Raw genomic sequence first — 18,819 nt, 5'->3', positions numbered from 1 at the left:
AAAATATTATGGTTAGTTTTTAATTTAAGTCCTAAATCAAAATTTTCTCTAAGCTCTGGTCAAGAAAATTTTCCCACTCTGAAATTACTTCATAACACCATTTATGGCAACTTACAATATCATCAATTACCATACTAATTTGATTATTGATCTTGTATAAATTGCTCATTTTATATGAACATCCACAATAATGCTTTTTTCTAAAGTCTGTGCAGCTTAAATTCTTTAAATCACACAAAAAGTCTTTAATTTCTTGTGCTGTTTTATTAGCATCATCTCCGTAACCTACGGCTTTCAAAACTGTTGCTAAATGCTCATTTTCAATGCAAGCAACTGTTTTATCTAATGCGTGTATATATTGTTTGGATTGAAAATATGAGATGATTTTTTCTTTACACCTATCTCCATTGCCTTCGTACAAACTATTTTGTGTAAAACTATCATCATTTTCTCCGGCAATTTTTAATACATGACCTAATACATTTTTAGCCTTCACACTACTTTCAAAGTAGCAGTTTCTGATTATGTGCACATATGCCTTTGCATCAGCATTTTCAGACTTACCTACATTATACGCTTTAGCTAAAAAGACTAAATAGTCAAATCCTGCCCATAGATAATACATGGACTTTACAATAGCACTTCCCACAGAAAATAGAACTGAGCGTGTGTAAGATAATTTACCGTTGTTTTTAATTCTGTCTTCATATGAACAAAGATATTTTTCTGTGCTTTTTAAAATCTTACGTAAATCTTCTTCTGTCTTTCCTACGTCAAAATCATTTATATCATGTACTTTTTCATACACCTCTTTTATCAAATCCTTTGAAAATTTTTTCAGAGCTGCGTCATCGATATTTCCTAGTGCATCCATGTTTTCGCTAATATAGATCTCTATTTTTTCTCCAAGCTCTATTCCCATTCTATTTTTTATTAGTTTATTGTACCTATCAGTGGCTGGAAATAAAACCTTTTGACAAAAATCCTGCGGTGCGCTTTTTAATTTTGCTAAAACTTTATCTACAAATAACTCAATTTTTTCACCTCCAGCAGCAAAAAACCAAGGTTGCCTGTTAGGATTGCGTTCTCTATTTCTTCCCAAATTCTGCAAAGCTTCTGCTGGATTGTTGAACTGACTAGTTGAATCTCTAAATATTGATGCAACGTGATTATACTCACTATCGAAACCACGGCCTTTTGACTCGTCTATAATTGTTATCAACGCATATTTAGCCAATGTACTTAAATCACCTTGGTCATAATTACAATAGTCAACTTCATATTCACCTTCGTCATTACGTGTTATTTTAAAAAAAGGTTTATTTGTCTCAATACCAAGATCATTTTTTCCAAGTCCTGCAAAAATACATTTATTTTTTTCACAGAAATCGCTGAGATTGCGTAGTGCACCTTCTATAAGATCATGTAGCTTTTGACTTAAGTGCCAATTGTCTACTATTAATCTACTTTGATCATCGTTGCTTGTTTTCAGTGCACTAATAACTGTATTTACCTGTGGTAAAAGCTTATCCTTAGCGAATTGCTCACTAAAACCTTTTTCCTCTAGGAAAGCTATAATGCTGCCATTATTAGCAGTACTAACCTTATCTTTAACACCTTCTATTAATCCACCTAAATCGTCTCTTCTTTGTTTATCCAAAGCGGTGTTATCGCATCCCATTAAATACGAGAGTGTAAGATCGATCATTGAATGCATTACTCTGTATTCTAGATACTTAACAGTATCGCTAAAATCTACCTTGTCTTTCAATTCAGATATCTGTTCTTCCGTTAGAACGGGGTGTTGCTTTTTAATGCAGTTTATAAAGTTTGATTGACGTAATTTGAGTCTGTAATCTTAGTACGACATCCCTTCAGGCTGAAATTTATTATAAACTTCATAACGCGTACCATCTTCATATACCAAATTATTCTTACCTTGCAATGCAAAGCTAAGGTTAATTATGCTATTCACATCATCAACTAGAATAAGAGCATTTTCCCCAATTGGGCTTTGTACGTTCCACCTTACAGATTCCAGCAGATTATCAGAGTCAACAAGTTTATTGTAATTAAAAACTTCTTCACATTCTTCAACATATTCATGAGCTGGACTAGACTTTTCCCTAGTAAATAAGCTGCGCACGTTAGCAGCAAACCTAAGGAGCAGTTCTTTTGATTCTACTCCAGTTATTTTGGTCAATACCCACCAAATTGGCAACATTACTATACTAAATATAAACATAGAAACTATACAATATAGATTCTCAATTAAAGCGGAATACAGCCAATAATCTGAAGTTAGACCAATTATTGCAGCAACATTACTATTTATAATAGGGAATAATGTAATTAAAGGTATTATGGTAGCAGCAACATTCACCACGAATGCTCGATTGAATTTTTCTCTTTCATTAGTTTTTGCAATAACATTTACTGTTTTGATAGTGTCTGCAATGCAGCGTCTACTTGATCTTGTAGGACTGATAATTTTTCCACATCTGTTTAAGATCCTTTTCTTTGGTGTTGCGGTTAGGTAAGTCGTAGGATATTCCGCATCAAGTTTGCACATATTTTCAAAGGCCTGCTGCTTGTTAATGCTATCTGCTTCATCAACACTAACCCACAATTTAGGCTTTTCACCGTTTTGCTCTTCAAATTTTCGATCATTCTCTTGCTGTAAAAGCAGATCATGTGTTACTATAATTGTTGTAGGTTCAGTGACTTTCAGCGCATCTTTAATTTCTTGCACAGTTTTAGGTGTTTTAACATCTACAGTAAATGCACCATCTATCATTTTCTTAGCTTGTTCAACTAAATTACCATTTGGCACTGCAACTAAATGGTGATATCCTGCTTGAGCTAGCGCATGACTCCACAATCCAATATCATAAGTCTTGCCAAACCCAGTTTCTGCATCAATCATAGTATTACAGTTAGTGATGGAAGAACTTTCTAGATGCTTTAGCATCTCTTCAACAACAGGTTTACGACGTTCTACTATTATAGATTCTTTGTCACTGAAGAGCTTTATAGATTCACCTTGTAGCTTACTATGAACTTCCTTTAAATGAGGGATAAGCTCTTTTATTTGATTAGTAATACATTGACTCATATCTTCCCACTATCAATACAATGTATTCCATAATACATTGTATTGATAGAATTACAATAAACATTTTAGGTATTTTATGCCTTATAGACAAAAAATCCAACATTAGTTATCATCTTAATATGAACGACAATCTGGTATGCCTCGGAATGATTACTTCTCCTCACGGAATTAAAGGAGCTGTTAAATTAAAAACTTTTACCGAAAAACCTGAAAATATCTCCTTATATGGTGAGCTAATAAGTGGTGATGAGAATTATAAAATAGACTTAGTATCCGTCATAGGTGATAATCTAGTAATAGCTACAATCAGCGGAGTAAATTCCCGTAATGAAGCAGAGCTTTTAAGGAATAAGAAGCTATATATAGAAAGAAGCAAGTTACCAGAGCTAAATGATGAGGATGAATTTTACCAAAGTGACCTTGTAGATATGGAAGTAAGGTTGAAAAGTGATGAATTATATGGCCATGTAAAATCTGTGTATAATTTCGGCTCAGGGGATATATTAGAAATTTTAGTTATCAGCACAAAAAAACGCATTATGCTGTCTTTTACCAAAGAAATGTTTCCGCACATAAACATGAAGGAGAGGTATATGGTGCTCAATATGCCAGAATTTATTGACTAATAAAGACTTTGATATTTATATAAAGCTATTTATAATTGTAAGATCGAACTGAAAATGTAATTATGGCAGAAAGAGCTAACGATATCAGACCAGGTCAGGTGTTGGAACATAACGGCGGATTATTTTTGGTTGTAGGTATTATGCATACTCAACCTGGTAAAGGTGGTGCATACATACAAGCCGAAATGAAAAACATTAAAACCGGAGCAAAACACTATGAAAGATTTCGCTCTGATGCAACAATCAGAAGGGCAATTTTAGATGAAGAGGAGTATGTTTACCTTTTCACTGAAGGAAACATTGTAAATCTTATGCATCCAAGTAATTACGAGCAAATCACTATAAATTTGGACTTATTGGGAGAAAAAAAGATTTATCTACAGGATAATATGAAAGTTAAAATAGTAACTTATCAAGACAAAATAATTTCTGCGCATGTACCTGATTATGTTACACTTGCTGTGAAAGAAACAGAGTCTGTTATTAAAGGACAAACTGCTACTGCTTCTTATAAGCCTGCAATTTTAGAAAACGGAATGCGCGTTAACGTGCCTCAGTTTATAAAAGAAGAGGATAAAATTGTAGTATATACTCCAGATGACAGCTATTATGAAAGAGTGAAAGAGTAAAAGGAAGAATGTCCATCTCATCACCACGAATTAATGTGATGCTTGATTCTGTGCGTAGTGCTTCCAGGCAGCTTATGCGCGATTTTAATGAATTGCAAATTTCTAATGTTAAATCAGCAGACTTCATTAATAAAACTTATTCAAAATCCAAGCAAACCATATACGATTGCTTGCACGACTACAAACGAGACTATGGGTTTATTTCCGAAGATGATACTGACCAAGAAATAAAAGATAACGGTTGCACTTGGTTTATTATGCCTATAGAGGGCAGGGAGAACTTTTCTAGTTGCATGGTTTATTTTGCAGTATCAGTCTGTCTCATTCATAAAAATAAAGTTGTGGCAGCTGTAATTGATGCTCCGGCTCTTAGAGAAACTTTTTGGGCAGAAGAAAAGAAAGGTGCTTTTCTTGAGGATTTTAGATCTCGTCATATAAAAATGCGGGTGAAAAGCCGTGAAGGGGGTCTAATAGATGTAAGTGGTAATTTATTAAATAAATTGCTGCCTGGCAATAGTAATGTACGCTCCATCGGTTCAACAATTTTAGGCTTTGCGTACCTTGCAGCAGGAAGGCACAGAGGAGCAGTTTACTCTGGAGTTAACAAATATAAAGCCTTGCTCGGTAGACTTTTTCTGCAAGAAAGCGGTGGAAGGCTAACGGAAGACAACGGATTGATTATTGCTGGCGATATTAAATTAGGATAAACAGGCTACAGAGATAGACAACTTTTCGAAAACTTTTATAAGAGATTCTGTTAAATGTTCTATCATTTCATCAGTATGATAAGGTGTAGGGGTAATACGGAAACGCTCAGTTCCTCTTGGCACTGTTGGATAATTTATATGTTGAACGTATATTCCATGCTCATCAAATAATAATTTTGATGCTCCTTTGGATAACTCTGGGTCGCCAATTATTATTGGAATTATATGAGTTTCTGTTGGAATGAAGTTAATTCCTGTATTTCTCAGTGAGTTTTTTACTTTTTCAACGACTTGCTTTTGCTTTTCCCTTTCAATGTTGCTCGATTTTAGGTGTTCAACGCTTGCCTTTGCTGCCGCTGCTAAAACAGGCGACATAGCAGTGGTGAAAATAAATCCTGGAGCGGAACTTCTTATTACATCTACCAAGCTCTTTGAAGACGCTATATACCCACCCATCACTCCAAAAGCCTTCGATAGTGTACCTTGAATGACGGTTATTCTATCCATCAGGCCTTCTCTTTCTGCAATTCCGCCACCATGTGAACCATACATGCCAACTGCGTGCACCTCGTCCAAATAGGTGATTGCATTATGTTGATCTGCAAGATCGCATATCGCTTCAAGCGGCGCTATATCGCCATCCATTGAATATACGGATTCAAGTGCTATTATCTTTGGTGTTTTTGTGTCTAAGGACTTTAACAACTGCTCTAAGTGATCAACATCATTGTGTTTAAATATATGTTTTGGTCTTTTTCCTGATTTTATGCCTTCTATCATTGAAGAATGGTTCTTCTCGTCTGAAAAAATTACTACATTTGGAATAATAGACGATAAAGTGCTAAGTGTTGTCTGGTTAGCAAGGTAGCCACAAGCAAAAGTTAAAGCAGCCTCTTTTTTATGCAAACAAGCTAAGGATTTTTCCAGTTCGACAACCTCTTTTGTTGTACCAGATATATTTCTTGTTCCCCCCGCACCAATTGATGAATTTTGAATAGCGGCAATAACTTTCTCATTTTGTGACATTCCTAAATAGTTATTACTGCACCAGACTATTACTTCCCTATTTCTTTCATAGTCCATAATGTGGGGGAGCCTACCTGGCAATGACGCAAAGTGCGTAAATTCACGGTAGCGCCCCTCATCTTTTATATCTTTGATTTTGTTTAAGAATATTTCTTCGTAGTTTACCAAGTTTTTATTCACTAATAATTAATACAATTATAATAAATTATTAAATGGTAAACTACAATATTTATTCTTCAACTTACTGTTGTTCAACAAACTTTCTGTTAGCTACAGGTTCAACATTACCACCCTCAAGTGAATTTGAAGGCCTATTACAATAGTATGTAATTGCAGATGCAACCAGACAACAAGCTCCAACTGCTATTCCCACTGCTAACATCTCTAGGCAAACTACAATAGCCGCTCCCGAAGCAACTCCAGCTAGTGCTAGTGCAAAAGCAGCTATAACAGGCAGCTTACTACTTTTTGTACTTTGTGGGTGCGTTTCAACATCGTTATCTTCAACAACTACGTTATTAGAATTATCGATGACAATAATCTGCGGACCTTGTGAATCACCTTTACCTGTAGGTTGATCATTACCCTCTTTACTATCTGTTGTAGTTACCAGAGGCCCTTCATTGTCAGTAATATCTTCAGTTGTAGACACATCGCCAGCATTTGAAGAGGTGCTGCTATGCTCATCACTGCTTGAGAGACTAGCATTATCATCCAATGTGTTTGTATCGTTAAATAAAGTTTCTGGTTGTGGATTATCTTCACTTTCACGCTGGTGATTATCCTCCTCATCACTTGAGGAATCTGGCGTATCACTTGTTTGTAGTGTTATGTATTCAGTAGACTGATTAGCAAGAGTACCTGTAGTATCACTAACATCTTTACTTGAAGAATCTAGCTCATCACTTACTGATTATGCATGATCATTTTGAATTACATAAAGAATTTCTTCTATGGCCTTTCCTTGGTTAGTTTGAATCCCAGAAAACGGAAACAATTCCTTAATTTCTTTAAGTTTGCTTTCTTGTTGATTCTTTTCCTCGCCCTGCAAACCATTAATTTCTGCCTCGGCCTCATTTATCGTTTCTCGAAGAGTAAAAAGTTCTCTCAAACTGGTCGACCTTTCATTACTTTGTGTCTTTTTTTTAGGACGGAAAAAATGAGAAAGTCTTTTCCGAACCGACCCCTTTTTACTTTGTCTCTCCTCTTTAGAGTTGGTCGACTTGTCAGCATCAGGAGTTTCTATTCCCGAATTGGTCAAAATATTAACATCGGGAAGTCCTTCTGCCAAACTGACTGACTTCTTTTTACTTTGTTTTAAATGGACCTGATTGACACCCATAGTAGGTACTCCTAGACGGTTGTGCTTACTAGGTTTAGGATTGTTCAAATACTTGTTAAAATATTCTACACGTTCAACCACAGTCTTTTCACCTTCTTCAAGATTATTCGGACTGCCAATATCAGGAATTTCTCCCAAATCGTCCCAGTTTTCAAACGATTCTGCCAAACCAGTCATATTCCCTCTATTTTGCTCTTCAAAATTGGTCATTTTACCAACTGATCTTTCTTTCAAGTTGGTCAGATTGTCAATATTAGGAAGTCCTCCTCCCAAACTGACTGACTTTTCACTTTGTTCTTTAAATTTGGTCATTACACCCTCCTTATTATAATTGCCTCTGGGCTTCTTTATTGAAGCCCTTATGTCACCCATAATACCATTTCTTCTATCTCTGTCAAGAAATTTATCATTTCTATTGCTGAGCTCAGAATATCTATTAATTATTTCAGAGAATGAAGCATTCTTATGTTGATCTTTCACTCGTTCAAAATATTGTTTATCGCTACTTGAATGGGTGCTTGGAATAAGACAACTGGGTACAGTTAGTACATCATACACTTCCCTAGCAGTCCGGGAAAGGATGTAGCATGTTGCAGATGTATTATTATCCGACTTAAAATTTTTTGGCTTTATTTTTAAAATAAGATCATGATAAACTTCCAATTTGTGGTCATGTAGCGCCGGCACGGAATGTCTTCCTATTTTTAATTGTTTGCCTACATGTTTATAGCCCATAAAATTAGGTGGTAATGAAGGTATGGAATCTGATCGATCAACTACTCTAATAGTCTTTCTTCCGAAGAGCTCATTACAGACTTTAGCAGCATTACGGTTAAAAACCCTTGGTGCACCAAAAGTTGCAATATGCAAATCTTTTGCATCCTCTGTTACACTTAAACATAGAGCAGCTATGTTAGCGACAGCACCTCCCATGCTGTGACCTGTAAGATTAATTTTTAAATCTCTGATTTCTAATCCTTGATCGTTAGCATATCCTTTTAATATCCCGTAAAGGCTCTCCCAGGAATTTTCAAATACGGAGTAGAAGCCTAGGTGAATTTTACCACCTTTGGGCAGAAGTTCATATTGGCGAATTAAAGGTATTTCAACATCTCTCTTGAAGTCATAAGAATTACAAGTACCGCGGTATGCTATAGTTACTTCCTTACCCCTTATGAAAACATAACCAGTATGTCGAACTTCTTGGTCAGAAATAATGCCATGAAATTGAACAACTTTGTAACCCTCTTTCTCAAGTTGAGCAGGAGTTTTATATCCTCCTTTCTTTAGCTTAACAAACTCATTGTTTTTACAACCACAATTACTAACATAATAGCCTACCATAGCGAAGTTGATCATCTCTAATAACTTCTTTTGGTTAAATCCTGCAATTTTAGTTAGATTCCTAGAATTATTCCTGCTTTTACCTTTTCCTGTAACACCTGCTGTTTGTGGAATAGGTTTTCTAAGTAGATTAATTATATATTACCTCACATAAATAACTAATCTAGTATAGTATTAGACAACAATCTTGCCAAGCAAATTATTAACTCTCTTAGCAAACAGACTTACATCATCCATCTCTTCACCTTCCACGATGCAAGCTTGGTAAAATAATAAATGAATCATGTCTTCCAATGTTGGGTTTTCACCATTTTCAGCGTGAGATTTCATTATGCTTTTTATTACAGGATGCTTAGTGTTAATTTCCAGTACCTTTGGCGTGCGGTAATTTAGCTGCTTTTGTTCACGCAAAAAACGCTCCATGCGAAGATCCATAGCACCTTCATCAACTGCTAGACATACAGGGCTGTCAGTCAGTTTTTTTGAGATTTTCACGCTTTTCACTGAATTGCCAAGAACCTTGGTGAAATATTGCAGTATAGAGTCCGTATTTTCTTCAGTCTTTTCTTCATCTTGCTTATTTTCCTCATCTTTTTTATCTTCTTCTGAAGAGAATTTTTCCAAATCAACATCAGCGCGGGTCACGGACTTAAATTTTTGATCTTTATATTCATGAATCACGCTAGTCCAGAAATCATCAACTGGATCAACAAATAGGAGCACTTCTAGTCCTTTACTGACGAATCCCTCAAGTTGCGGACTGTTTTTCACTGAATCGAGGCTATTTCCGGTGAGATAATAGATATGCTCCTGCTCAGGCTTCATTCTGCTTATATAGTCATCAATGCTGACTAATTTCTCATCACCAGTGCTATGAAATCTGCAAATCGAGAGCAGTGCCTCTCTCTCATCAGTTGGCATAGCTTCACAAAGACCCTCTTTTAATACTGCACCAAAATTGGTCCAGAATTTTGTGTACTCTTCCAAATTCTCTTTTGCCTTTTTACCGAGCTCTGATATCGCGCGTTTAGTTAAGGATTTTCTGATTTGCTCAACAACACGATTATTCTGCAGCGTTTCTCTGCTGATGTTAAGAGGCAAATCCGGTGAATCAACAATACCTTTCAGAAAACGTAAATACTGCGGTATGATCTGTACATTATCTTCAGTGATAAATACTTTATTTACATATAACTTAACAGAGCAACGTCTATCTGGATGGAATAAATCAAAAGGTTTAATGGAAGGAACATAAAGCAAATTTGTATATTCTATTGCACCTTCATTTTTATTATGCAATATCATCCAAGGCTTCCCGCCAACGTGAGCAACACTGCGGAAAAAATCATTGTGTTCCTCTTGAGTAACATCATTTTTTGGCTTAGTCCAAATTGCAGCCTTACTGTTTAACTTTTCACTTTTTCCTTCTTCATTTATGAATTCAACAGGAAAATTTATGTGATCAGAGTAAGTAGTGACAATGTTTTCAACACGAAATTTATCTAAAAACTCATTCTCTTCAGGACGCATAATGAGTGTAATTTTAGTTCCACGAGAAATTTGATTATCTAGTTTACTTATCGAATACTCTCCATTTCCCTTGGATTTCCAGACCCAAGACTCCTCCTCTCCAGCTTTTCTTGACTCTACTATTACTTCTGATGCAACCATAAAGCTTGAGTAAAAACCAACACCAAACTTCCCAATCAGCTCCACAGCTTGGCTTGAATCCTTGCTATTTTTAATCGCATCTAAGAACTTTTGCGTACCAGAGCTTGCAATTGTACCAAGGTTATCTATTAAATCTTGTCTGTTCATTCCGATGCCATTATCAGTGATATATAGCTCGTTCTTATCTTTATTGGAGCTAATAGTGATTTTTAACTCATCACTTGAATCTAGCAAATTTGAATTAGATTGAGATTCATAGCGCAATTTATCACATGCATCCGATGCATTTGATATTAACTCACGCAGAAAAATGTCCTTATTAGTATAAAGTGAATGAATCACTATATTCAGTACTTTCCCTACTTCAGCGTCAAATTTTAAATTTTCAGTTTCTTGTACGTTATGCATTTTGAGCTCCATTATTTGCCTACTACCCTAATAATCTAAGTATTGCACTGCAATCTTTCAAGGTCACGCACGCCAAAATTAATGTAGCTGCCATATTATGACACCCAATTTATGGGATCTCTTGCATAAAAATTCCTTGACAAACTCCGCCAGCCCCCTTACTGTAGTACTAAGGGTATTTATGACTCAAAACTTGTTTTTGACCTGCAGGTTCAATCAAAAAATTCAGTAAAAAACTCAGAGTATTTATTGGCGGATTACATAAAATTATAGCGGCTGCATGTCTTTTAAATTTTTTCTACATTCAGCCAAATCGCGCTTAAACCAAGCGTCAGAACATTATTACAGCGCCACTTACAGTAATATAGAGTCAAAACTCGCTACTCGGGGCTTCTTTTGCCTTTTTTTTATTTGGTAAATTTCTTAATATTTATAGCAACATGAACAAACATTTGAGAGTAACTTCTGCTAGTAGGGTGTCATCCCAGTGCGTGACACTGGGATCCAGAAAAATTGATTATGTACTATACAACATTTTCGATCAAAAGCTGGATTCCAGACTGGAATGACATCATAGGGGCTACTTGCATGACATCATTCTTCTTCCTGGATCCCAGTGTCTGGGCACTGGGATGACAAAGAAATAGGCACTGGGATGACGAGAAAGGAGCACTGGAATGACATCATAGGGGCTACTCGGATGACAAAAAAAGGAGCACTGGAATGACAGGAGAAGGAGGCACTGGGATGACATCATAGAGGCGCTGGGATGACACCCTGACAATCGTCATTCCGCTGCTTGTTAGCGGATGAGATACCGCGGCGGTATGATGATTCGTGGCGGTATAATGAAGCTTGAAAGCGGATCACCTTTCACGACCTGTATTTACTTCAGGAGTATTAACAGGTGTTATCGTTGGGTTTTCAAGTTGTGTTGCTTGCTCTAAGCCCTTGCTTATACTTTGGTCCTGATTTAAAATTTTATCAAAGTGCTTACTCTTTTGTTGCTCTTCGTTATTTGACGTATCTCTTTGAGCATCTTCTTTTATGCCACGAGCATTTTCCACACTCTTTTCATCCTCACCTAAAAGTTTTTCTAATATTTTCTTAACAAAGCGCTTCAGAAGACTCAAAAACCCTTCTTCTTTTTGATTTTCTTGTGGTTGAGGTGTGTTATCTTTTTTGCCTGGCTCAGTGTTGAGCTTCTCTTTTACAGAACTCTTGCTCACTGAGGGACTAACATCATGCTTTGATGGCTGTGTATCTGTTTGTACAGAAGCCTCAGAAGTCTTTTTTTGTCCACTCTGTTCAACGCTTTTACCTTCTGCTGTAGTTTCTCTAAGAGTGTTGGCTGCTTCTTGAAATTTTTTGTCATTTTTTGATTCTGCAACTTTTTCACTTGTGAAGATGCCCTTCCCTTTATATTGTTGTTCAAGCTCAGCAATTCTTTCAAAATCTTGACGTATTTTTTCATCTGTACGCCTTTTTTGACTTTCAAATTTCTGATTCAATTCTGCAACGTTTTCCATTTTGTTCTCAAGCTCCTTACTTTTTACAGCTTTTAGAGCCTTGGTTCCTTTTGCAATATAATTAACCTTCTCTTCTAATGAGGTGCCTTCTGGAAAAGCACCTGGAGAACGTTCAAAGACACCTTTAAACTTTTTTTCAACACTTTCTTTAGATGTCTGGGCCATACCTGTTACCTATTAAAACATATCATATAACCAGTATATTAGCTAATTATATAAAAAACAGTTAACATAACTTGTGGTAAAGAGTAAGAGCGTCCTATTTATATTTTTTTTATTAAAATGCTATTTACTTACTTAAGTTAAAATGTATAATTATATAAGAGATGAAAGATAGCCCATTAGCAGTAGTATTCGATTGGGATAATACCTTAGTTGACACTCAAGATAACATTTTTAATGCTATTAAGCATACCATAAACTCAATGGAGTATAGTAATAAAGCTGCTGATAGAAATTCCCATGAGTCGAGAAAGAGCTATATGGTCAATTTATTTGGCGATCAGTGGAAAAAAGCGAACCAGATATATCAACAATATTTAGACGATGCACTATTGCAAAACATTGCTCTGAATCAAGGAGTAGAGAAAATGTTGCAGACACTAAAAAGCCACAATATTTATCTAGCAATAGTAAGTAATAAGAAAAATACTAATTTACGTGAAGAAGTTACCTATTTTAAACTGGATTCTTACTTTGAAAGAGTGGTTGGGTCATGCGATACCGCGGAAGATAAACCATCTGCAACCCCACTGCTATTTGCACTAGAAGAGAGTACGTTGCCTATAAATAGAGAAAATGTGTTTTTCGTTGGTGATAGCATCACAGATGTTCTGTGTGCACAAAATGCCAATTGTTTACCTATTATATACGGTCAATCAATAAGCGGTTATGAAGATTTGTTATGTTTTCAACATTTTGATAAGCTTACAGATTTCATAATAAAATATTTGGAAGATAGGTAATGACCGCTGTTACAGAGATTGCCAGTATAATAAGACGCTTTTGCGCATATTTAATAGATGTAGCAATTTTATTAATTCCAACTTTATTAATTATACTGCTATTAGAGGATTCTCCGTTGATCTTACATCTATCATACATGTGTGTAAATTGTAGTTACTTCACATATTTTATATCTTCAAAGGCCCAAGCAACTCCAGGTCAACAGTTAATGAATATATGTACTATCAATTTAGATAATTCTAAAATAGACTTGAATTTAGCGTTTGACAGAAGCACTTCCCAGTTTTTTCTTCCTTTGTTAAACAGTGTAGTAGTTGTCCTTACTGAATTTTTGCAAGATCAGGAGGTATTAGTGAATGTCTTGAGTGCATTGAAAGTAATTATAATGCTGCTCACTCTCTGCTGGTATCTAGTTGCTTGTTTTTCTAAAAAGAAACAGACATACCACGACATGCTATTTAATACGGTTGTTATCAAAGGAACTATTAAATGAGTTGCTATAATCATCGTTATCATATAAATTATGCTGATAAATTGAACTAAGGGAAGATTATGAATGAAGAGATAGTAAAACATTTGAACAAATTATTGACCAATGAGCTGACTTCTGTACGTCAGTATCTTTTGCATTTTGCGGTTCTCAAAAACAATGGAATTAATAGACTTGCAGAAAAGGTAAAAAATGAGCTTAACGAAGAACTTGAACATGCAAACAAGTTGGCAGAAAGAATTTTGTTATTCAAAGGAGTTCCAAATTTTCAGGATACAAACGAAATATCAAAGCATGATGGAAAATTTACAAAAGACACAATACGGAAAATCTTAGAAGCTAATTTGAAATTAGAGGGAAAAGGTATTAAGGATATCAAAGAAACGATTTCTATCGCTGAGAAAGAAAAAGATTTTGTTAGTGTAATGTTATTAGAAGAGATGTTAAAAAATGAAGAAGAGCACTTCCATTGGATTGAGAAACAGATTGACCTTATTGAACTAATGGGTGTTGAAAACTATTTAAGAACACAAATATAGAGTGTTAAAAAAAACAGTATTTATTTTAATTATACCTTGCTTGCTTCTTTTTTTATTAGGATTATGGCAAGTATTCAGATTGAACTGGAAGAATAATATTATTAAAAGTATGAGTCTTCCAGTTGTTCATCTATTGCCCAATAACGACCTTGAAAAATTTAACTATAGGCATGTCAAGATCGATGGGATTCTAAGTGACATAGAACTATATGTTTTTGCAGGGCAACACGGCTATCACGTGCTGTCTCCTATGTTGCTCACCACTGGACGTTACATGTTGGTGAATAAAGGAATAGTCAGAGAAAAAAAGGAGAAAAAAGTAAAAATTGAAAAAGTAGTTGCAGATGGAACTTTATATTGCGATAGCAATAAAAGCAAAAATTGGTTCATCAAAAACGATACTGCTTCGAATACATGGTTTACCCTGAGTACAGAGGAAATTTCCAATGAGTTAGGTATTAAGCTAGAGAAGTGTGTATTGTGGCCGAACAATTTTGGCAGCAAAGTAGCTATACAGCCAATGAAGCATTTGGAATATGCAATCACTTGGTTTGCACTTTCCTTAACTTGGTTAATTATGTGCGTAATTTACTATAGGCAAAACCTCAATAAAGCTTGAAGCTTTCTGTACATAAAATTAGAAAAGTAGTTATTCATCTTTATCACTACCAAGGTCTTTTAACATACTGTAATTGCCTTTTCTAAATCTACTTTTTAAAGACGTAACTCCATTTTCGCTAATACCACTGAGGCTCAGTGCAGCTCCACCTAGCTGCAATCCTATCTCAGATGTTTCAGGAATAATTTTACTAGCTCCTAGATCTCTATAAACCTCCACATTACTCAGATCTGGTAAGCGTATTACAATATTTACATGCGGAAAATTTGCAGCAACTAAGGAAACAACTTTTTTTATAGTAACTTCATTCTTTATTGAAATAACGAGAGCTTGAGCTCTTTCTATTCCTACTGATTTTAAAATTTCACATCTTGTAACATCTCCAAGATATATAGGAAAACTATCACTTTTTCCTTCTTTGACTATTTTTGATTGAATATCTACAACAACGTAACTTAAATGCTCTGCAGTAAGCATTTTTGTTACCATATATCCCACTCTACCAAATCCAGCAACTATTACATGGTTATAAAGATCTTGTGTATCTGTTTCAACAGCTTCATCATCTAATATTATTTTCTCAGTGCTAAATGAGTTTGCTATCCAATCTCCAAGCCCCGATAAAAGAGGAGTGAAAGCCATGGTTACTGTAGTTACCATCATAAGTACTTGAGCAATTTCACTTGGTAGCACATTTAGCTCATCTGCTAAGCGAAATAAAATAAACGCAAATTCACCGCCTTGTGAAAGCAGTAACCCAGCTTGTATAGCAGGTGCACTCTTAAACCCAAAAAATCTACACAATATATATATGATAGATGTTTTTAAAACGATAAGGATAATCGATAATAAAGTAATTAGTGGTAACTTATTGAGTAAAAGTTCGGTATTGATAGACATACCAACAGTCATGAAAAATAAGCCAAGAAACAAATCTTTAAATGGCAATACTGCGTGTTCTACTGAGTGTCTGTATTCTGTTTCTGCAACTAACAATCCAGCGACAAATGCACCTAATGCCAACGATAAATGGAATTGCTCAGTAATAAATGCTGCTCCTAATACTATTAAAAGCGTTGTTGATATAAAGACCTCATTACTTTCCATTTTAGCAATAACCGCAAATAAAGGTCTAAGCAATAATCTACCAGTTATAAATATCAGCACTAATGCAATAGCTGCTTGCACCAATGAACCTGCCAATGAGCTTATCAGGCTGTGCTCAGAATTGCCAGCAAGTAAAGGTACCAATACTATTAATGGTACCACTGCAAAATCTTGCATTAATAGTACTGCTATTGACAACCTACCAACCTGACTTGCTTGAGAACCTTTTTCTTGCAGAACCTGCAACACTATTGCTGTTGAGGATAGCGCAAGCCCACCACCAATAACTGTTGCTATACTCGTATTCACTCCGAAAGCAAGAGCGATGCACCATATTGCTACCATGGTAACTATAACTTGAAGAGAACCGAACCCAAATACATGAATACGCATAGCGATCAGGCGTTCAAATGTCAATTCAAGGCCTATAATGAATAATAGGAAAACTACACCAAATTCTGCAAGATTATCCATTGCTTCAGCTGAGTGTATCAGATTAAATCCATGAGAACCAATAACTGCACCTGCAACGAAGTAACCGAGCACTGGACTAATATTCATTTTCCAGAACGCTATGACTATAAACACAGCAGCAGAAAGTAAAATTATAATATCAAACAAATGCTGAGAGCCACTGTGCATGATATTTAACCTGTAGAATTAGACCATTTAATTGAGCAGCCAATACTTGATTTTTGGTCAATTGGAGAATTACCAGTTTCTGCAATAAATTTCATAGCTTGAAATAAGTCACTACTTACTACTTCATAGCTTTGAACCTTTTCTTTTTTTGTGTCATTAAAACGTCCACGATAGCAAAGGTTTAAATTGGAATTAAAGCCAAAAAAGTCAGGAGTGCAAACAGCCCCGTATTCTTTAGCTATTTTCTGTGTACTATCAATTAAATATGGAAATGTAAACTTATTTTCCTTGGCAAAATTAATCATATTTTCAAAGGAATCTTCTGGATATTCATTTACATCATTTGACATAATTGCAACAGTGTTTACCTGATAATCTTTTTTCAATTGATCAACATCGCTTACCAGATTGCTAATAATTGACTGAACGTAAGGACAGTGATTGCATATAAACATTACAATAAGACCATTTTTTCCACAACAGTCACTTAATGTATAGTATTTATTGTCTACTCCCAAAAGATTAAAATCTTTTGCAGTAAAACTAAAATCGACTTTAGGAGTATTCAGAGCAACCATAGACTATTATTATACCATATGTAATTTACGGTCTTATTATTTAAATGTCAAACGGTTTCTATGTATACTGTTTGCATATTCTTTTTTAGTATTATAAAACTTATGTTCATAACTTTCGAAGGAATAGACGGCTCTGGTAAAACAATACAATCTAAGCTACTTGCAAATCATTTTAAGCAAATTCACGGCGAAAATAATGTAGTGTCGACTCGAGAACCAGGTGGCACTAATTTTGCAGAAAAGATAAGAGAAGTGTTGTTAACAAATAATATTGATCCTATTTCTGAACTCTTGCTACTTATCTCGATGAGGCACGAACATATGAAAAAATTAATATTACCAGCTCTTGCAGAAGGGAAAATAGTGATTTGTGATCGGTTTATTGATTCAACCATTGCATACCAAGGATATGGGTTTGGAGTTGATTTAAAACTAATAGAAGATTTGCACAGGTTGGCTGGAGTTAGATATCCAGATATTACATTTATTCTAGATATTGATGTTAAAGTTGGGTTAAGTAGAGCGAAAGACAAGAATAAATATGAAGAAATGGATGTTAATTTTTATAATAAAGTTGGAAAAGGGTTTAAAGAAATCGCCATAAAAGAGCCCGTTAGGTGCCATGTCATCACTGAAATTGAAACAAAAAATGATAATCAAGTACACACTAAGATTATTGATAAAATCACTATTGCAAAGACTTAACTATATTTATTTAACCTCTACTAATTTAAACCGAACCTTTAACTTGTGATAGAAAATTATTAATTTTAGGTAACATTATTTCACATGAATAACTTTTTGTTTGAGTAGCTAAAAAATCCTGTATTTTGTCTGGATCTTCTTCACTTATTATCTTATATGCCCTTGTGAGGTTCATTAATTCACTTCTATTTTTTTTATTACTTACTTCAGTAATAGTAAAAAATTGATCAAAATGGTCTAAGAGGTCTTTATTTTTTATTGAAGACACAATATCGTCAATTTCTTTCACAGATAATGCAAGGTTGTGTGCTTTACTACGATCTTCAAAACAAAGATTAACAAGCGCGTTGCAAAACCTATCTCTCGTAGTACTTCTCACTTCTGCTAATAAGGATTTAATATTTTCTTGGCAATGCACTCTCTTTACTGATTCAGCTGGTTCAACCATACCAAGAACATTCTTTACCAAAGATTTTTTTTCACAACTAAATATGAACATGTAATAACCCATAGATAGAGTAAAGAACAAGAATACGGCTGGGAGCAAAAATGGCACTAGTACATTTTGTGATACAGGAAAGATAAACCAGACAGCAGTTGCTGCTGATACAACAAGAAATAGCCCTAATAAAGTTAATTGCGCTCTTTTTTTATACTTATGATCAATGACTGCATTTACACCAATAGAAGCTACGTCAACCATTACTCATACCTCATTAAACAGTAATACTAACTGAATGATAGCATTATCGTGATGAAAATGCAACATTATGAAT

19 protein-coding genes are annotated in these 18,819 nt (G+C 35.0%); 9 read left to right on the top strand and 10 right to left on the bottom strand.

What is annotated here, in order from left to right:
• Nucleotides 1–31: 31 nt before the first annotated feature.
• Nucleotides 32–1,771, bottom strand: coding sequence for a hypothetical protein (locus tag ABWU50_RS04775; RefSeq protein ID WP_353275525.1), 1,740 nt, complete (start codon nt 1,769–1,771; stop codon nt 32–34).
• 87 nt (nt 1,772–1,858) lie between these two features.
• A complete protein-coding gene (locus tag ABWU50_RS04770) occupies nt 1,859–3,115 on the bottom strand; it encodes a DEAD/DEAH box helicase family protein (protein WP_353275524.1) in 1,257 nt (418 codons plus the stop codon).
• Nucleotides 3,116–3,234: 119 nt separating this feature from the next.
• Between ABWU50_RS04770 and rimM the strand changes: the two genes are divergently transcribed.
• The 3 genes from rimM to ABWU50_RS04755 all read left to right on the top strand — a co-directional run bounded on the left by rimM (nt 3,235) and on the right by ABWU50_RS04755 (nt 5,077).
• A complete protein-coding gene (gene rimM / locus ABWU50_RS04765) occupies nt 3,235–3,741 on the top strand; it encodes a ribosome maturation factor RimM (protein WP_353275523.1) in 507 nt (168 codons plus the stop codon).
• A 62-nt stretch (nt 3,742–3,803) separates the two neighbouring features.
• Nucleotides 3,804–4,370, top strand: coding sequence for an elongation factor P (efp, locus tag ABWU50_RS04760; protein ID WP_187297399.1), 567 nt, complete (start codon nt 3,804–3,806; stop codon nt 4,368–4,370).
• An 8-nt stretch (nt 4,371–4,378) separates the two neighbouring features.
• Complete coding sequence (locus tag ABWU50_RS04755; protein WP_353275522.1) at nt 4,379–5,077, top strand: inositol monophosphatase family protein; 699 nt, start codon at nt 4,379–4,381, stop codon at nt 5,075–5,077.
• Here ABWU50_RS04755 and hemA read toward each other — a convergent pair.
• The 4 genes from hemA to htpG form a co-directional block, all read right to left on the bottom strand.
• A complete protein-coding gene (gene hemA, locus ABWU50_RS04750) occupies nt 5,069–6,271 on the bottom strand; it encodes a 5-aminolevulinate synthase (RefSeq protein ID WP_353276368.1) in 1,203 nt (400 codons plus the stop codon). The genes ABWU50_RS04755 and hemA overlap by 9 nt on opposite strands.
• A gap of 73 nt (nt 6,272–6,344) precedes the next feature.
• Nucleotides 6,345–6,821 (bottom strand): hypothetical protein, encoded by a 477-nt coding sequence (locus tag ABWU50_RS04745; RefSeq protein WP_353275521.1) that lies wholly within the window; start codon nt 6,819–6,821, stop codon nt 6,345–6,347.
• 195 nt (nt 6,822–7,016) lie between these two features.
• A complete protein-coding gene (locus ABWU50_RS04740) occupies nt 7,017–8,804 on the bottom strand; it encodes a lipase family protein (RefSeq protein WP_353275519.1) in 1,788 nt (595 codons plus the stop codon).
• A gap of 159 nt (nt 8,805–8,963) precedes the next feature.
• Nucleotides 8,964–10,868 carry a molecular chaperone HtpG gene (gene htpG / locus ABWU50_RS04735; RefSeq protein WP_353275518.1) on the bottom strand — a complete coding sequence of 635 codons (1,905 nt, stop codon included), beginning with the start codon at nt 10,866–10,868 and terminating at the stop codon, nt 8,964–8,966.
• A gap of 440 nt (nt 10,869–11,308) precedes the next feature.
• Between htpG and ABWU50_RS04730 the strand changes: the two genes are divergently transcribed.
• Entirely contained in the window at nt 11,309–11,437 is a 129-nt protein-coding gene (locus ABWU50_RS04730) for a hypothetical protein (protein ID WP_353275517.1), read from the top strand.
• Between the two features lie 297 nt (nt 11,438–11,734).
• Here ABWU50_RS04730 and ABWU50_RS04725 read toward each other — a convergent pair whose 3' ends face one another.
• The gene (locus tag ABWU50_RS04725) at nt 11,735–12,562 is read right to left on the bottom strand and encodes a hypothetical protein (protein ID WP_353275515.1); all 828 of its coding nucleotides are present in this window, start codon (nt 12,560–12,562) and stop codon (nt 11,735–11,737) included.
• A gap of 161 nt (nt 12,563–12,723) precedes the next feature.
• On the opposite strand from ABWU50_RS04725, the gene ABWU50_RS04720 reads away from it, so the two are divergent.
• The 4 genes from ABWU50_RS04720 to ABWU50_RS04705 are packed head-to-tail and all read left to right on the top strand — an operon-like array spanning nt 12,724 to nt 15,011.
• The gene (locus ABWU50_RS04720; protein WP_353275512.1) at nt 12,724–13,362 is read left to right on the top strand and encodes an HAD family hydrolase; all 639 of its coding nucleotides are present in this window, start codon (nt 12,724–12,726) and stop codon (nt 13,360–13,362) included.
• Nucleotides 13,362–13,856: an RDD family protein gene (locus ABWU50_RS04715; protein ID WP_264736268.1), complete on the top strand. Its 495-nt coding sequence runs from the start codon at nt 13,362–13,364 to the stop codon at nt 13,854–13,856. The genes ABWU50_RS04720 and ABWU50_RS04715 overlap by 1 nt, the downstream gene beginning before the upstream one ends.
• A gap of 59 nt (nt 13,857–13,915) precedes the next feature.
• A complete protein-coding gene (bfr, locus tag ABWU50_RS04710; RefSeq protein ID WP_155969303.1) occupies nt 13,916–14,392 on the top strand; it encodes a bacterioferritin in 477 nt (158 codons plus the stop codon).
• 1 nt (nt 14,393) lies between these two features.
• A complete protein-coding gene (locus ABWU50_RS04705; RefSeq protein WP_253309892.1) occupies nt 14,394–15,011 on the top strand; it encodes an SURF1 family protein in 618 nt (205 codons plus the stop codon).
• Between the two features lie 30 nt (nt 15,012–15,041).
• Here ABWU50_RS04705 and ABWU50_RS04700 read toward each other — a convergent pair whose 3' ends face one another.
• Nucleotides 15,042–16,760, bottom strand: coding sequence for a monovalent cation:proton antiporter-2 (CPA2) family protein (locus ABWU50_RS04700; protein WP_353275510.1), 1,719 nt, complete (start codon nt 16,758–16,760; stop codon nt 15,042–15,044).
• Nucleotides 16,761–16,765: 5 nt separating this feature from the next.
• A complete protein-coding gene (locus tag ABWU50_RS04695) occupies nt 16,766–17,338 on the bottom strand; it encodes a thioredoxin family protein (protein ID WP_353275508.1) in 573 nt (190 codons plus the stop codon).
• A 102-nt stretch (nt 17,339–17,440) separates the two neighbouring features.
• Between ABWU50_RS04695 and tmk the strand changes: the two genes are divergently transcribed.
• The gene (gene tmk / locus ABWU50_RS04690) at nt 17,441–18,043 is read left to right on the top strand and encodes a dTMP kinase (protein ID WP_353275507.1); all 603 of its coding nucleotides are present in this window, start codon (nt 17,441–17,443) and stop codon (nt 18,041–18,043) included.
• A 25-nt stretch (nt 18,044–18,068) separates the two neighbouring features.
• Here tmk and ABWU50_RS04685 read toward each other — a convergent pair whose 3' ends face one another.
• The gene (locus tag ABWU50_RS04685) at nt 18,069–18,746 is read right to left on the bottom strand and encodes a hypothetical protein (protein ID WP_353275505.1); all 678 of its coding nucleotides are present in this window, start codon (nt 18,744–18,746) and stop codon (nt 18,069–18,071) included.
• Nucleotides 18,747–18,819 lie beyond the last annotated feature (73 nt).

The organism is Wolbachia endosymbiont (group A) of Pipizella viduata, assembly GCF_964028555.1.
Taxonomy (GTDB): Bacteria; Pseudomonadota; Alphaproteobacteria; order Rickettsiales; family Anaplasmataceae; genus Wolbachia.
This window is presented reverse-complemented; position numbering and strand designations above follow the sequence as displayed.

Bases quoted from the DNA above. Each gene is read 5' to 3' on its own strand.
- ABWU50_RS04715 (WP_264736268.1), top strand. From the start codon at position 13,362: ATGACCGCTGTTACAGAGATTGCCAGTATAATAAGACGCTTTTGCGCA.
- ABWU50_RS04725 (WP_353275515.1), bottom strand. From the start codon at position 12,562: ATGGCCCAGACATCTAAAGAAAGTGTTGAAAAAAAGTTTAAAGGTGTC.
- ABWU50_RS04685 (WP_353275505.1), bottom strand. From the start codon at position 18,746: ATGGTTGACGTAGCTTCTATTGGTGTAAATGCAGTCATTGATCATAAG.
- ABWU50_RS04755 (WP_353275522.1), top strand. From the start codon at position 4,379: ATGTCCATCTCATCACCACGAATTAATGTGATGCTTGATTCTGTGCGT.
- rimM (WP_353275523.1), top strand. From the start codon at position 3,235: ATGAACGACAATCTGGTATGCCTCGGAATGATTACTTCTCCTCACGGA.
- ABWU50_RS04730 (WP_353275517.1), top strand. From the start codon at position 11,309: ATGAACAAACATTTGAGAGTAACTTCTGCTAGTAGGGTGTCATCCCAG.
- htpG (WP_353275518.1), bottom strand. From the start codon at position 10,868: ATGCATAACGTACAAGAAACTGAAAATTTAAAATTTGACGCTGAAGTA.
- bfr (WP_155969303.1), top strand. From the start codon at position 13,916: ATGAATGAAGAGATAGTAAAACATTTGAACAAATTATTGACCAATGAG.
- tmk (WP_353275507.1), top strand. From the start codon at position 17,441: ATGTTCATAACTTTCGAAGGAATAGACGGCTCTGGTAAAACAATACAA.
- ABWU50_RS04740 (WP_353275519.1), bottom strand. From the start codon at position 8,804: ATGATCAACTTCGCTATGGTAGGCTATTATGTTAGTAATTGTGGTTGT.
- efp (WP_187297399.1), top strand. From the start codon at position 3,804: ATGGCAGAAAGAGCTAACGATATCAGACCAGGTCAGGTGTTGGAACAT.
- ABWU50_RS04770 (WP_353275524.1), bottom strand. From the start codon at position 3,115: ATGAGTCAATGTATTACTAATCAAATAAAAGAGCTTATCCCTCATTTA.
- ABWU50_RS04700 (WP_353275510.1), bottom strand. From the start codon at position 16,760: ATGCACAGTGGCTCTCAGCATTTGTTTGATATTATAATTTTACTTTCT.
- ABWU50_RS04720 (WP_353275512.1), top strand. From the start codon at position 12,724: ATGAAAGATAGCCCATTAGCAGTAGTATTCGATTGGGATAATACCTTA.
- ABWU50_RS04695 (WP_353275508.1), bottom strand. From the start codon at position 17,338: ATGGTTGCTCTGAATACTCCTAAAGTCGATTTTAGTTTTACTGCAAAA.